This is a genomic window from Shewanella seohaensis, from assembly GCF_023283775.1.
Classification (GTDB): Bacteria; Pseudomonadota; Gammaproteobacteria; order Enterobacterales; family Shewanellaceae; genus Shewanella; species Shewanella seohaensis.
Genome location: NZ_JAKILE010000002.1, coordinates 64561 through 77854, shown reverse-complemented (window position 1 = coordinate 77854; position 13294 = coordinate 64561). Strand labels below are relative to the sequence as shown.

10 protein-coding genes are annotated in these 13294 nt (G+C 46.3%); 2 read left to right on the top strand and 8 right to left on the bottom strand.

Going from position 1 to position 13294, the window contains the following annotated elements:
• Positions 1–134 precede the first annotated feature (134 nt).
• Both L2713_RS02550 and L2713_RS02545 read right to left on the bottom strand, forming a co-directional pair.
• A complete protein-coding gene (locus L2713_RS02550; protein WP_248966802.1) occupies positions 135–644 on the bottom strand; it encodes a GNAT family N-acetyltransferase in 510 nt (169 codons plus the stop codon).
• Between the two features lie 28 nt (positions 645–672).
• On the bottom strand, positions 673–2043 hold the full coding sequence (locus tag L2713_RS02545; RefSeq protein WP_089067358.1) for a magnesium transporter: 1371 nt from the start codon (positions 2041–2043) through the stop codon (positions 673–675).
• Between the two features lie 147 nt (positions 2044–2190).
• On the opposite strand from L2713_RS02545, the gene L2713_RS02540 reads away from it, so the two are divergent.
• The gene (locus L2713_RS02540; RefSeq protein ID WP_011626764.1) at positions 2191–2676 is read left to right on the top strand and encodes a glutathione peroxidase; all 486 of its coding nucleotides are present in this window, start codon (positions 2191–2193) and stop codon (positions 2674–2676) included.
• Positions 2677–3275: 599 nt separating this feature from the next.
• Here L2713_RS02540 and L2713_RS02535 read toward each other — a convergent pair.
• The 5 genes from L2713_RS02535 to L2713_RS02515 form a co-directional block, all read right to left on the bottom strand.
• A complete protein-coding gene (locus tag L2713_RS02535; protein WP_248966800.1) occupies positions 3276–5093 on the bottom strand; it encodes a M1 family metallopeptidase in 1818 nt (605 codons plus the stop codon).
• 511 nt (positions 5094–5604) lie between these two features.
• Entirely contained in the window at positions 5605–6576 is a 972-nt protein-coding gene (locus tag L2713_RS02530) for a PstS family phosphate ABC transporter substrate-binding protein (RefSeq protein ID WP_011626766.1), read from the bottom strand.
• A 226-nt stretch (positions 6577–6802) separates the two neighbouring features.
• The gene (gene phoR / locus L2713_RS02525) at positions 6803–8101 is read right to left on the bottom strand and encodes a phosphate regulon sensor histidine kinase PhoR (protein ID WP_089067354.1); all 1299 of its coding nucleotides are present in this window, start codon (positions 8099–8101) and stop codon (positions 6803–6805) included.
• Positions 8102–8181: 80 nt separating this feature from the next.
• Positions 8182–8871, bottom strand: a complete 690-nt coding sequence (phoB, locus tag L2713_RS02520; RefSeq protein WP_011623460.1) for a phosphate regulon transcriptional regulator PhoB — start codon at positions 8869–8871, stop codon at positions 8182–8184.
• 185 nt (positions 8872–9056) lie between these two features.
• Complete coding sequence (locus L2713_RS02515) at positions 9057–10001, bottom strand: porin (protein ID WP_164717875.1); 945 nt, start codon at positions 9999–10001, stop codon at positions 9057–9059.
• A gap of 292 nt (positions 10002–10293) precedes the next feature.
• On the opposite strand from L2713_RS02515, the gene rdgC reads away from it, so the two are divergent.
• The gene (gene rdgC, locus L2713_RS02510) at positions 10294–11208 is read left to right on the top strand and encodes a recombination-associated protein RdgC (RefSeq protein ID WP_248966799.1); all 915 of its coding nucleotides are present in this window, start codon (positions 10294–10296) and stop codon (positions 11206–11208) included.
• A gap of 220 nt (positions 11209–11428) precedes the next feature.
• Here rdgC and L2713_RS02505 read toward each other — a convergent pair whose 3' ends face one another.
• Positions 11429–13240, bottom strand: a complete 1812-nt coding sequence (locus L2713_RS02505) for a M61 family metallopeptidase (protein WP_248966798.1) — start codon at positions 13238–13240, stop codon at positions 11429–11431.
• Between the last annotated feature and the right edge of the window lie 54 nt (positions 13241–13294).

Sequence of the window (13294 nt, the reverse complement as noted above, 5' to 3'; positions counted from 1 at the left end):
TGGCGCGAATCATACCGAATAAAAAAAGAAAATCTGCATATTTAGCAGAGAGTCGCAAAGATTTTTGAATTTGAAACCAAACGAAAACCGGTAAAAAACACAAACAAAACCCCAAACAAACAATTTAGAAACATTTAACTTACTGGAACCCGATCTCCAACGAGGGATTGCATTATGCCATCGATATCCAGCTTATCTTCGAGGGCTAAGTAATACCAACCGACGGTATTCCCCGTTCCTCTAATACTTAAATAATTCCGCCAAAAGTGAAATCCGGCCTTGAGTAAATTCACTCGGCTGGCGTTGTTTTCATCTCTAATGGTGGCAAATAACAGGGTTATCCCCTGCGCTTTAGCCACTTCAATCCGCTTAAGGGTAAGCCCTTGGGCTATCCCACGGCGGCGGTACAAAGGCGAGACCACCAGATAGCCTAGCTCCCCTACGGGGCCAGACCCCGCCTTAATCGCCGCGCAGCCAACCATCTCACCCTCGAGGGTTTTCGCCAATATTACAGCGCGGGACAGAGCAAAGGCCTGATGGTCGAGGGGATGCGCGTTGTCATCCCGTTGATCAATTAATGCCGCCGCAGCCGCTAATTCGGCTGCGTTTTGGCAAAGGACAAATTGAATATCGTTTTGATTCATACAATTGAGTTAAACAACCAACATCCACTTAGAGATACAGTATCGTCGCCATGCCGAGGAAAGTGAAAAAACCCACCACATCGGTCACTGTGGTTAAAATCACTGAGCCAGAGAGCGCCGCATCTTGGTTAAAACGCTGCAAGACCATAGGGACAAACACCCCGGCCAGTGCCGCGACCGCCATATTGATCAAAATTGCGCAACCTATCACTATGCCTATGGTGCTGTCGGCAAACCACCATCCCGCCACGAGTCCAATCACAATTGCCCACAGGGTACCATTGACTAAACCAATACCTAACTCGTTCTTCATTAACGAGAATAAGTTACCCGCAGAGATCTGCCCCATCGCCATACCGCGGATCATCAAGGTGAGCGACTGACTCCCCGCAATCCCGCCCATGGACGCCACTATCGGCATCAACACAGCAAGTGCCACCACTTGAGATAAGACGTTCTCAAATAAGCCAATGGTTGCCGAGGCCAAAAATGCGGTAAGTAAGTTAATCCCTAACCACACTGCGCGGCGCTGCGCACCTTTGATGATCGGGGCGAATAAGTCGTCGGACTCATCCATACCTGCGGTCGCCATTAATTGCGCTTCGTAATGCTCACGCACTAAGGCTGTTGCAGCTCTTAGGGTGACACGGCCAATCAACTCCCCAGCCTCATCGATAACGGGTAACTCAATTTCGCGGCTATGTTCTATCGCCTCGGCAGCATCGAGTAGCGTTGTATCCGCAGCTAAAGCGCGACTGTCTTCCGATAACAGTGAAATCAGCAACTCAGAGGGATCATGCTTGAAAATATCATAACGTCTGACCGTACCTAGGTATTTATCCGCCTCATCGACGATAAATAAGTTGTCGTTACAGTCGAGTTCGATTCGCCTGAAAAACCGCTGCGCTTGGGCCACAGTCGCCTTATCGCTGAGCACTAACATTTGATGATCGGTATAACGACCAATCTCATTTTCAGAGTATTGGTCGTACAACTCGAAGCGCTGCCGCTGGCGTTCACCCATTTGTGCCAAGGCGCGGTCGGTAAAACTTTCAGGGAGATAATCACTCCACTCAATCAAATCCTCAGGACTGAGCTGCGCGAACAGCAGATCCACCTCATTGTCGGGCATCTGCTTTAGGATCCCCATACGCGGATCGGCGCGCATTAAACTCAGCACTGTCACACGGTCACTAAACTCAACCTGTTGCCAACGCTCGTAACGCTCGTCTAGGGGTAAAGACTCTAGCACTAAGGCAACCGTGCCAGGCTCAGCTTCATTTAAGATTTCACTGAACACTTCAGCTTGTTCTTCACCTTCAACTTCAGTGAGTTGCTGAACAACCTGCCCGACATCGGCCTGTGTGTTTGTTTCGTATTCGGCTTCATGTTCAGTCACATAAACGCCCTTCTGCTGAGATAAAAATTAGCGTAACTATATTGATATTGAAGAAGATTAGCAAATCCACAAAATAAATTGCACACAAATCAATTGATAACAATCAAACTATTATTTATGCTAATCACCACACCTAAGGAGGTAATGATGACATCGACTATCTATAGCCACAGCGCAAACGACATTCAAGGTAATCCAACGGCACTGGCGCAATATCAAGGCAAAGTGATCTTAATTGTGAATACCGCCAGTGAGTGCGGTTTTACACCACAGTACAAGGGCTTAGAAGCGCTCTATCAAAAATATAAAGCGCAGGGATTGGTGGTTTTAGGCTTCCCATGCAATCAGTTTGGCGCCCAAGAAAAAGCCGACGAGAAAGGCATTCAAAGTTTTTGTGAACTCAACTTTGGCGTGAGCTTTCCGCTGTTTTCGAAAATCGAGGTAAACGGTGAGCACACTCACCCTTTATACCAGTACCTCAAAAAAGCAGCACCGGGCGTATTAGGCACGGAACGCATTAAGTGGAATTTCACTAAATTCTTAATTAATCGTCAGGGCGAAGTGGTCGCTCGTTTCGCGCCAACCACAAAACCAGAGGCAATTAGTGACAAGATAGAAGCGCTTTTAAAATAATCCGCACGCTATCCCATTGAAATTTTATTATTAAATAAAAAATTTAAGTTATTTTTTATTTTCGATGGAACTTTAATTCTATAAGCCCCTCAAACATATTGAACAGCGAATGTCTTTTTCATGTTCATCATTCTCCCTGGGGCTTCTAGCGCAGCCCCCTTGACCTAGGAATAGGTCACTAGGCAACCAATTGGTTGCCTTTTTTTATGTCTATGTTTTATATGTAAAATAAATGTAGCCACTCACCAACGGCTCAATTTGCTGATGTCAGCAAGCCCAAAAATAAATTTAAAATTTTTTAGCCGCCAACTGAACTTTATCAAAAGGTCTTAGTCTGACTATATGTAAGGATTAACAAATCCGCTTTGATGCAGAATTGATTGCTAAATGAAAAGTTTAGCAAAGGATTAAATGGATAAAACCCGCCGTTTAATTCAATGAAACAGTTTCAAGTTATTGCATAGAGTCGAATTGGTTGGTCGTTCATCATCATCTCCCTTTTGGGAAACAATCGAATACACGCTAGCGCAATGCATTCCTTTGTCTCCTACTTTGATTCTTTTATGGCAACCTTAGGTTGCCATTTTTTTATCTGAATTTTATCCCTTCAGCATTCTATCCAGTTGCACTTGAATCGAAGGATGGTATCCCGCCCGCGCACAAGCATAGATTTGTTGTAACTCCGCGTGGTATCCCGCAACCTGCAATTCAGCATAAAGTGGACGGACAAACTTACCGCGGCCAATGCGCTGTAAATACGCACTTAAAGCGGGCAGCACTGGATCATAATGATTGCGGATAGCGACCCTAAACCAATCACAGGCAATTTCAGCGTTAGTAGACTCGGTGAACTTAAAGGTATCGTCCAAATCCATCAGTTGTACCTGCGACACCACTTCGGGCAATTGGGTCAAAAAGTATTGCCAATGGTGGACTCGCCAGCCCTTAACCTTAAGCTCGCTGGCCGCTTTGCCCTGTAAGAAGTCATCCAAGGCGCTATCGACCTTATCTAAACTTCGTGATGTGGGCCCTACATAACCTTGCGGTAACCCTTCGCCATAAATCCATTCCAGCAGCTCGGCTTCACTAATTTTATCGGGATAGGCTTCGACTAAAGCGACTTTCGCATATTCGACAAACACTTCTGTGGTGATCGCCTTAAAGGCAAAGTGCTGCACATAGGCAAACAGAAACTTATCGAACTCGACGCGACCGAGGCGATGCTCTAGCTCGTGGACGAACATCGATGCCTTATCGTAGGTAAAACGGTTAAAGGCCAAATTAGGATCGGCCTGTTGCACATTCGCGGGCAGCGTTTGCCTGTGGCGCGGTAACATGGCCATTTCTTCGGTTAATCGGCCAAATTCAATGACCCATTCCAGCTCGGCCTGCTCCTTACCATAAACCGCTTCGACAATTCGATTGGTGAAATAGGTTGTAAAGCCTTCATTCAACCAGAGATCGCGCCATGTGGCATTGCTCACCAAATTGCCCGTCCACGAGTGTGCCAACTCATGGGCGACCGTCGACACTAAGCTTTTATCCCCCGCAATCAGGGTTGGGGTTAAAAAGGCTAGACGCGGGTTTTCCATGCCACCAAAGGGAAAGCTCGGTGGCAAGATGATCATGTCATAACGCCCCCAGGCATAAGGGCCTAAGAGCGATTGCGCCACATCCAGCATATGCTCGGTATCAGCAAACTCAGTTGCCGCGGCCTCGAGCATGCAAGGTTCGGTATACACGCCGCTGCGCGGACCTATGGCTTGAAAGGCTAAATCGCCCACCGCTAAAGCCAGCAAATGGGTGGGAATGGGCTTTTCCATCTCGAATTGGAATTGCCCCTCGAGCGGTGTTTCTGGGGCGTTCATCGCACTCATCACGGCACGCATCCCCTTTGGCACCTCAACGTGTGCATCGAAGGTTATTCGCACCTTTGGCGTATCTTGCAGAGGGATCCAACTGCGGGCATTAATCGGCTGAGACTGACTAAAGAGATAAGGTAATGCTTTGCCCGCCGTTTGTTCAGGTGTAAGCCACTGCAGCCCTTCAGCCTCCGGCGAGGTGTGGTAGCGAATGCAAACTTGCTCACACTGATCTTGGGGTAACTGGATGACTAATTTCTGCCCGAGAATCTCATCAGCCGCTTCAAGATGAAATGCCAGCGCCATTTCATCCTCAGTCGTGACCGATAAAATGTGTAAGTCGCGACTATCGAGCCATAGCTCGCCAACCTGTGACTCAAGATAGCGCAGCGACAGCGTTGCATTCCCCTGCAAACGACGAGTCACAAAATCGACTTTAAGCGAGAGGGATAAGTGCGCGACCTGTACTTGGTCGCTATTAGCAAAGGAATGGTAATCTCGGTTGTGATCCCAGGTTTGGGGTTCAATAGGGACTGGTTGGTTTTCTGGCAGCATCTGTTAAGCGACCTGTTATCGGTAAATGAGCTAATCCTATTATCGGTCGCTGATTTGCTCCTGCGCAATCGAATAAACCTTTACCGCATCCGGATTTTGTAACATTGCTTGAGTCGATAACGTGCCAGAATCGACTTTAGTTAAGCTGCAAAAATAAAATTTACATATTTTTCAATACATAAAGGTTCTAAGAAAAAATATTTTCAAAAATTTTCTATTTTTGCTGAACTAATTTCGCGCCCTTGAGTCAGATATTATGAACCGAATCTTTGCAATGAGTTTCTTCGTTCATCATCATTCTCCTTTAGATGGTTTCTAGCGCGACCGTCCCCGGATTCCGAATTGGAATTTACAGCAACCTTATTAGGTTGCTTTTTTTATGTCCATTTATCAGTCGTCAGCGCCAGTCAGCAATCACCCCAAAATGATAACCCCCTACTCAAGTTGTTGATTTATGCCCCAAAACAAAAAGGGCCTCCGAAGAGACCCTTAATGGTTTAGCGATTTAGCATTAGAGGCGGATGCCTAACTGTTCTAAATCTTTAGCAACTACGCTCTTAGGCAGAGTCACATAACCGTCTTTTTCTACCACTTGCTGACCTTGCTTAGACAGCACGTAACGGATGAATTCTTTTTCCATTGGTGCTAAGTCTTTGTTTGGTTGCTTGTTCACGTAAACATATAAGTAACGTGATAATGGGTAAGTACCGTTAGCAGCGTTTTCTGCAGTCGCTTCGATAAACTCGTTACCTTTCTTCGCGATGGCAACGGCTTTCACGCCAGCAGTTTTGTAACCGATACCAGAGTAACCAATAGCGTTCAGTGATTGAGACACTGACTGAACCACAGAAGCAGAACCTGGTTGCTCGTTTACGTTGGCCTTGAAGTCACCTTTACACAGAGCGTGCTCTTTGAAGTAACCGTAAGTACCAGATACTGAGTTACGACCGTACAGTTGTACGTCTTTTGCTGACCAGTTACCGTCAAGACCTAACTCGCCCCAACGTTGGATATCGCTGCTACCACACTTGTGAGTAGAAGAGAAAATGCCGTCAACTTGTTCAACAGTTAACCCTTTGATTGGGTTATCTTTGTGTACGAATACCGCTAAAGCGTCAATCGCAACACGAACTGCTGTTGGCTTATAACCGTAGTGCTTTTCGAAGGCTTCTTCTTCGTTAGGCTTCATCTTGCGGCTCATTGGACCGAATTGTGAAGTACCTTCGGTTAACGCTGGTGGCGCAGTAGAAGAACCAGCAGCTTGAATTTGGATGTTGACGTTAGGATACATCTGTTTAAATTCTTCAGCCCACAGAGTCATCATGTTGGCTAAAGTATCTGAACCTACAGACGAAAGGTTGCCTGATACACCACTTGCTTTCTCGTAAGTTGGCAGAGATTGATCAACAGATGCCATTGCAGTGGCAGAGAATACACCAGCGGCTGTGAGGGTCATCGCGCCGACAAGCTTTTTCAGTTTCATTATGTGCTCCAGTAATAAGCTAACTAATTTCTAACTTAAGTTTCTTCAGACGCAGCCAGTATCAATCGCTACAATGACAATTCTATGTCCAAGATGTGACACTTAGATGACAAAACACATTTTTCGTATTTTTTTGTAAAAAAGGTCATTACCCAGTACTGATAAAAACAAAACAGGCCCTAATGGCCTGTTTTAAATATAAAAATAAATTAAGTCTGCGCAGCCGTTATTTTTTACGGACGATTAAATGGTGTGGGATAACAAAGCTAAAGGTGCTGCCTTTACCCAATTCACTACTGATATTGAGCTCGCTGTGGTGGTGACTCAGGGCATGTTTCACAATAGCTAAACCAAGGCCACTGCCACCAGTTTGCCTTGAGCGCGCACTGTCGACGCGATAAAAGCGCTCGGTTAAGCGACTAATATGCTGTGGCGCAATTCCCTCGCCCGTATCCGTCACACTAAAGAGGCCTCCAGTTGCCACACTGCGCCATTGCACGGTAATTTTGCCGCCGGGTTCTGTGTAGCGAATCGCATTCGAAATCAAATTAGAACAAGCACTTCTAAGCTGTAACTCATTGCCATGGGAGTTGAGTCCCGCCTCGCAATGGAAACTCAGTTCGTACTTGTCCTGCGCCAGTGCCTTGGCCTCTTCCTTCAAGACCTCCATCAACTGCGCCATATTCACCGTATTCTCAAGGTTAATATCGACCGCATCTTCGATACGCGATAACACCAACAGCTGCTCCACCATCGACTGCATTCGCCGTGTCTGTTGCTGCATTAAGGCTAAGGGTTTGGCGTTCATCGAATCGGGTTCGGCCATGCTTTGCATCATCTCTAAATAACCCTGCAATACAGTAAGTGGGGTTTTCAGTTCGTGTGACACATTGGCGACAAATTCTTTACGCATGCCTTCGAGTTGTCTTATCCGCGTAATATCACGGGCGATCAACAGTAGCTGCCTATCACCATAGGACATGATACGAATTTCGAGCAGTCGCCTATCCGAGACGGGTGAGGCCAACTCTAATGGATCTTTATATTTCCCCGCCTTAAGGTAAGCGGAAAAATCTGGGTGACGGATCAAGTTATCAATCCGTTGACCATTATCCTGTGGCCAGACAAAGCCTAAAATCAGCTGCGCTAACTTGTTACACCATAAGATATTGTGCTCTGAGTCAAGCACGACTGCCGCATCGGGCAAGGCCTCGGCGCCTTGGCGAAAACGTCCGAGCAAGGCGGCCAATTGGCCGACTCGACGACGATTTTTACCCTGCAAACGGTATATGCCGTTGAACACCCCTTCCCAACTGCCACTGCCCTGGGGAGGTGTTAATTTTCTATCACGCCATAACCAAAAATTGAGACGAGCTAACTGACGGTAATGCCAGAACACCAGTCCTAGCAATCCAATGATAAGTATCCAGAGGGGTTTCCCTACCAATAAACCAATTAGCAAACAAAGCAGTAAGAACACCGCTAAGCGCGAAAACAACCGGTACCCTGAATAAGAGTCGAACATAAGTAAACCCAGACATCAGGCTAAATAAGAGGAGCACAAGATAGCTTAAAAGCTAACCTGTGCCTATCTCTTATTTGGCACTAAATGCGTGTAGAGAAACGATAACCAGCCCCACGAACCGTTTGAATGAGACGGTCATGACCCGACTCTTCGACCGCTTTACGCAGGCGACGGATGTGCACATCGACGGTTCTGTCTTCTACATACACATTGGTTCCCCAGACGTTATCGAGCAGCTGTTCGCGGCTGTAAACACGTTCAGGGTGTGTCATAAAGAAGTGTAATAAACGGAATTCCGTTGGCCCCATGTCGAGCACGGTATCGCCAACACTCACCCTGTGGCTCACGGGGTCGAGTAACAATCCTTGTACATCGATGGTTTCTTCGAGGCGGGTCGGTGCGCTACGGCGCAACACAGCCTTGATACGCGCCACCAGCTCCTTGGGTGAGAAAGGTTTAGTGATATAGTCATCGGCGCCCACTTCGAGGCCCTTAACCTTATCTTCCTCTTCACCGCGAGCGGTTAACATAATAATGGGGATCTGACGGGTAAACTCATCCTGCTTGAGGCGTTTGGCCAATTGAATACCACTTCCACCAGGAAACATCCAATCCAACAAAATCAGATCGGGGTAAGGCTCCTTTAGCAGCGCAATGGCCGAATCAAAATCTTCCGCCGCAGAGGTTGTAAACCCATGCTGTTCCATTACAAAAGTCAGCATCTCACGGATGGCCAACTCGTCTTCTACTATCAATATCCTTGCAGTCATAAGTGATTTTCTGTCAGTGAATGTCAACACGGCTATTATTAGTCATTTTTATTACAGATTTATGAATTAGCGTGCTACTTAAGCGATATAGTCGCGATAATTGTCATATTAAGTTTATATAACTGTTTGTTTATCGCAATAAAAAAGGAGGCCTAAGCCTCCTTAATTCAACCTTAATGCTGAGATTAGAACTTGTGTTCTAAGCCAACACCGATGTATTTGTCATCGTCGTTAGACGCTTCCATAGAGCGGTTAGTATAGAAAGCAAACACTTTCGTTGGCTTACCTAAGCTGTAGTCCGCACCCACTGACCATGAATCACCTAAGTCTTCCATGTCTTGGTATTGGGCTTTTAATGTCACAGCGTTGATATCATAAGCTGCGCTTAACAGGTAACCGTTCACGCTGTCAGTGTTAACAGGTAAAGCGTTTTTGTAGGTTTGTTCCTGTTGTTGGTACATACCACCTAAGGTTAAATCAGCGATTTTACCTTGTACCGATGCACGCAGGATTTCGTAACCTTTTACGTCAGAATCGTAAGCGATAGCAGCGTAGAAAGGTGATTTTTTCAGTTTAGCGTCACCGTACATAGCGGCTAAGCTGAAACCGTCTTGAGCTTGTTGGTCAGCATCGCCTTCAGCAGCATAAGTTGCACCGAATACGAAACCACCGATAGAAGGTGACAGGTAAGTTGCAGTTTGGCCTAAACGGTTTTCACCTTTGAACAGGCTCTTTAAGTCACCTGATAAATCGTTGAACTGGTCAACGTTACCTTGAGAGATCTTTAACAGAGTGTCGTTACGACCAACAGAGAAAGAACCAAATGCACCTTTTAAACCAACGAATTGGTTACGGGCTTTGAAGTTGTCGCTTGTTGCAGCGCCAGTATCAACTTCGTACTCAACTGTGTAGAACGCTTCCAGCGAGCTAGACAGTTCGAAATCACCCTTCACACCAAAACGAGAAGCATTACTTTGAATAGTTGTTGTAGAATCACCTTTCTCATCATTTGATTGAGCGGTAACGTTCAACTTACCATAAACAGTCAGTGGCTCAGCGGCATAAGCAGAAGCCAGAGTTGCAGAAGCTAGCGCAGAAGCAAGTAGAGTTTTACAAAAAACGTTCATCATTTAATCCTTTCGACGTTATGTTCGTCTTGGTTATTGGTTTGGAACGACCGAAAGTTTGCAATGAATCTGTTTCAGTTTTATTTCAATTGTGACAACTTGGGTCAGCCACCACGAAACCGCACCCCCTTCCAAAGATAAAACCGAGACATACCAAGGGTTACAGGCAGATTTTTTTCAATGTTACATTTTGATGAATTCTGCAACCGGGGCAAAATTTAACGATTTAAGGTAGGTTTACCCCGCTGCAACTATGCCGTAAACTGCGACTTTATTTTTCCAATGAGCGCATCTTATGTGGTTTAAAAATCTTACTCTTTACCGTTTCAATAAACCTTTTTCCATCGAGACAGAAGCACTTGAAACCGCACTCGCCGATTTCACATTTTCCCCGTGCGGCAGCCAAGACGTCAGCAAATTTGGTTTTTCCAATGCCTTAGGTAAACAAGGCAGCACCTTAGTGCACAGCGCCAACAATCGTCACCTTATCTGTGTCACTAAAGAAGAAAAAATTCTGCCAGGCCAAGTGATTAAAGAATCATTAGAAGAAAAAGTGGCGCTAATTGAAGACGAAGAAAATCGTAAGCTCGCCAAAAAAGAAAAAGATGCACTGAAAGATGAAATCATCACTAGCCTATTACCACGCGCCTTTTCACGTCGCAGCCAAACTCGCGCGCTGATTTTACCTGAGCTGGAAATGATCCTCGTTGATAGCTCTAGCGCCACTAAGGCCGAAGAATTATTAGCCTTATTACGTAAGGCCTTAGGCAGCTTGCCTGTGATCCCATTAAGCTTTAAAGCGCCAGTTGAATCGAACCTCACTCAATGGTTAAAAGATGGCAGCGCACCATTACCCTTTGAAATGCAAGATGAAGCCGAGTTGAAATCGGCCGCCGATGAAGGCGGTATCGTGCGCTTTAAGCAGCAAGATCTGAAAGAAGATGAAGTACTTGCCCACCTCGAAACCGGCAAAGAAGTGCATAAGCTCGCCCTGCACTTTGGCCAATCAATTGCGCTACTGCTGCAATCCGATGCCAGCGTAAAACGCTTAAAATTCTCCGAAGAATTTAGAGCGGGTAATGATGAGCTAGGGAATGAAGATCCAATGGCGCGTCTCGATGCCGACTTTGCCTTAATGGGCAGTGAGTTAGTGGCGCTGATGCACGCACTGGTTTCGGTATTAGGTGGCCTTGAAGAGACTCAAGCTTAACGCTTAAGCAAGCTGATAAAACACCGCCATATTTAGCGAAAGCGCCAACCGAGCTTAAGCTAAATCAAACGAAATTAACTAAAAAGGCGCCGCAGTTGAACTTAGTTCACTGCGGCGCCTTTTAGTCTCTATGACTGAAGTAATACATTAGGAGCGATTCGAGGGAGCGATTCAAGTAAGCCAACCTTAATTGCCGCCACTCACTCAAATCGCAAACGAACTAGCTTTTCGTCAGCAGCTCACCCTTATTATCGAACGGCCAATCAATGCCAAGCCAGGCTTTAAAGAAGGCTTTTTGCTGCTTAGTCGCCTTCGCATCGCCTTTTAGCACTAGCTTACCGCTTTGTTTCTCACCTAAGCTTAACGCCACTTGCTTGATTTTGTCGTTGTTAAATAAGGTGATTTCGACTTTATCACCCACTTTAAAGTCTTTGATGCGTTTATCAAAACCTTGTGCCGTGACCTTTAAGCCATTAATCGCGAGGATCTCATCCCCTGCCACGATACCGGCCTGCCACGCGGGGCCATTACGCAAGACTTGAGAAAGTACTAAAGAGCCATGTTCGCTGCTTAAAGTCATGCCCGTAAAAGGTTCAGCTTTAGAGTCTTTACCATAAGACATCACTAAACCTGCCTGAGACAACAGGCCTGAAAACTCAAGACTCAGCGGACTATTCACATGGCTCTGCCACCAGGGACCATAATCCTTACCCGATAAGTCCTTCAGTATTTGCTGCACATCGGCCACAGTGTAACCCTTAGGCACGCGGTAATCCTGATAGAGTTTACGGTGTACATCGCGGTACGAGTGGGCAAGATTCGAGTCCGTCAGCAGGGAGAAATCCAGCGCCAGCGAGGCTAAATAACCTTCAGAGTAAATATTCACACTGTGGTTAATAGCATAATCACCACCCGTGCTGCTCCACTCCCCTAAACTGGCCTCGGCCACAGATTGAATTTCGCGTCCGGGTGTCAGCTCACTCTTCTCAATGCGTTTAGCAAGATCTTCTAAAAACTCCTTAGGCGTCATCACTCCTGCACGCAGCAGTAACTGACCTTGGAAATAACTGGTCGAGCCCTCGGCAATCCACAAAAGTTCGGTCATGTTTTCATGCTGATAATCGTAAGGGACCAAACCTGCTGGGCGATAGGCTTTAACGTTCCAAGTATGAATAAACTCATGGGAGGCGGTGCTGATAAAGCGTAGGTAGTCCTTACGCTCGCGAAAACTAAACCGAGGTAGTTGGATGACCGTCGAGTTCAAATGTTCGGTTGCGCCACTCGCACCGCTAGTGGCGTGCACCATATACACATAACGCTCAAAGGGATAACCATCCCAAATCGCCTTGGCTTGATCACTCAGCGCGGTTAAATCTTTCACCACCTTGTCGGCATCGTAGTTGCCTTCGCCCCACAGTACTAACTCATAGTCTTTACCATTAGTACTGAAGGTTTTGTGGGTGCTCACGCCGGTTTCGATGGGCGAATCAATCAACACATCATAATTAGGCGCCACAAAGGAATGCGCCGCGTTGCCTGACGACATACCCGAATAACTTTGCCAGTTCTCGGGAACCGTTAATTGTACCGCGACAGCATCGGCTCGAAATTGCGGGCTATACATAAATACGCCACTGGCATCTAAATAGGCGTGGGTTGCATCGATATGACGCACACGTTGACCTAATTCATTGGCATAGAGCTGATAATTCACTGTCACGCTGGTGGGCTTATCGAGAGCAATTTGCCATTCTCCGCTGGCGGTGCGCTTCCATGGCAGCGCGTTGCCTCGTGCGTCGGTCGCGCTAAATAAACGCACACCGTCAGATAAAGGTAACACTTGGTATTTGCCCGTACGCCACACGGGAAGATTGACATTGAACTCACCCGCTTTAGCCTCGGGGAAGGTCACACTCACCTTCGCAAGGTGATGTTCTGGTTGGCTTAAATCAATTTTGTAATCCACATCGGCAAATACGTTAGCCGACCCTAATACACTTAATAGCAAAATAGATAATCTACTGGGTTTCACTCTGACTTCCTTCCGTCTTCTGTTATTATGCTTCTTATATTTTTTCCAAGTATA

What these genes read in the sequence shown, in the direction of transcription:
- L2713_RS02550 (WP_248966802.1), bottom strand. Translation starts at nt 644, where the DNA reads ATGAATCAAAACGATATTCAATTTGTCCTTTGCCAAAACGCAGCCGAA.
- L2713_RS02540 (WP_011626764.1), top strand. Translation starts at nt 2,191, where the DNA reads ATGACATCGACTATCTATAGCCACAGCGCAAACGACATTCAAGGTAAT.
- L2713_RS02535 (WP_248966800.1), bottom strand. Translation starts at nt 5,093, where the DNA reads ATGCTGCCAGAAAACCAACCAGTCCCTATTGAACCCCAAACCTGGGAT.
- L2713_RS02530 (WP_011626766.1), bottom strand. Translation starts at nt 6,576, where the DNA reads ATGAAACTGAAAAAGCTTGTCGGCGCGATGACCCTCACAGCCGCTGGT.
- phoR (WP_089067354.1), bottom strand. Translation starts at nt 8,101, where the DNA reads ATGTTCGACTCTTATTCAGGGTACCGGTTGTTTTCGCGCTTAGCGGTG.
- phoB (WP_011623460.1), bottom strand. Translation starts at nt 8,871, where the DNA reads ATGACTGCAAGGATATTGATAGTAGAAGACGAGTTGGCCATCCGTGAG.
- L2713_RS02515 (WP_164717875.1), bottom strand. Translation starts at nt 10,001, where the DNA reads ATGATGAACGTTTTTTGTAAAACTCTACTTGCTTCTGCGCTAGCTTCT.
- rdgC (WP_248966799.1), top strand. Translation starts at nt 10,294, where the DNA reads ATGTGGTTTAAAAATCTTACTCTTTACCGTTTCAATAAACCTTTTTCC.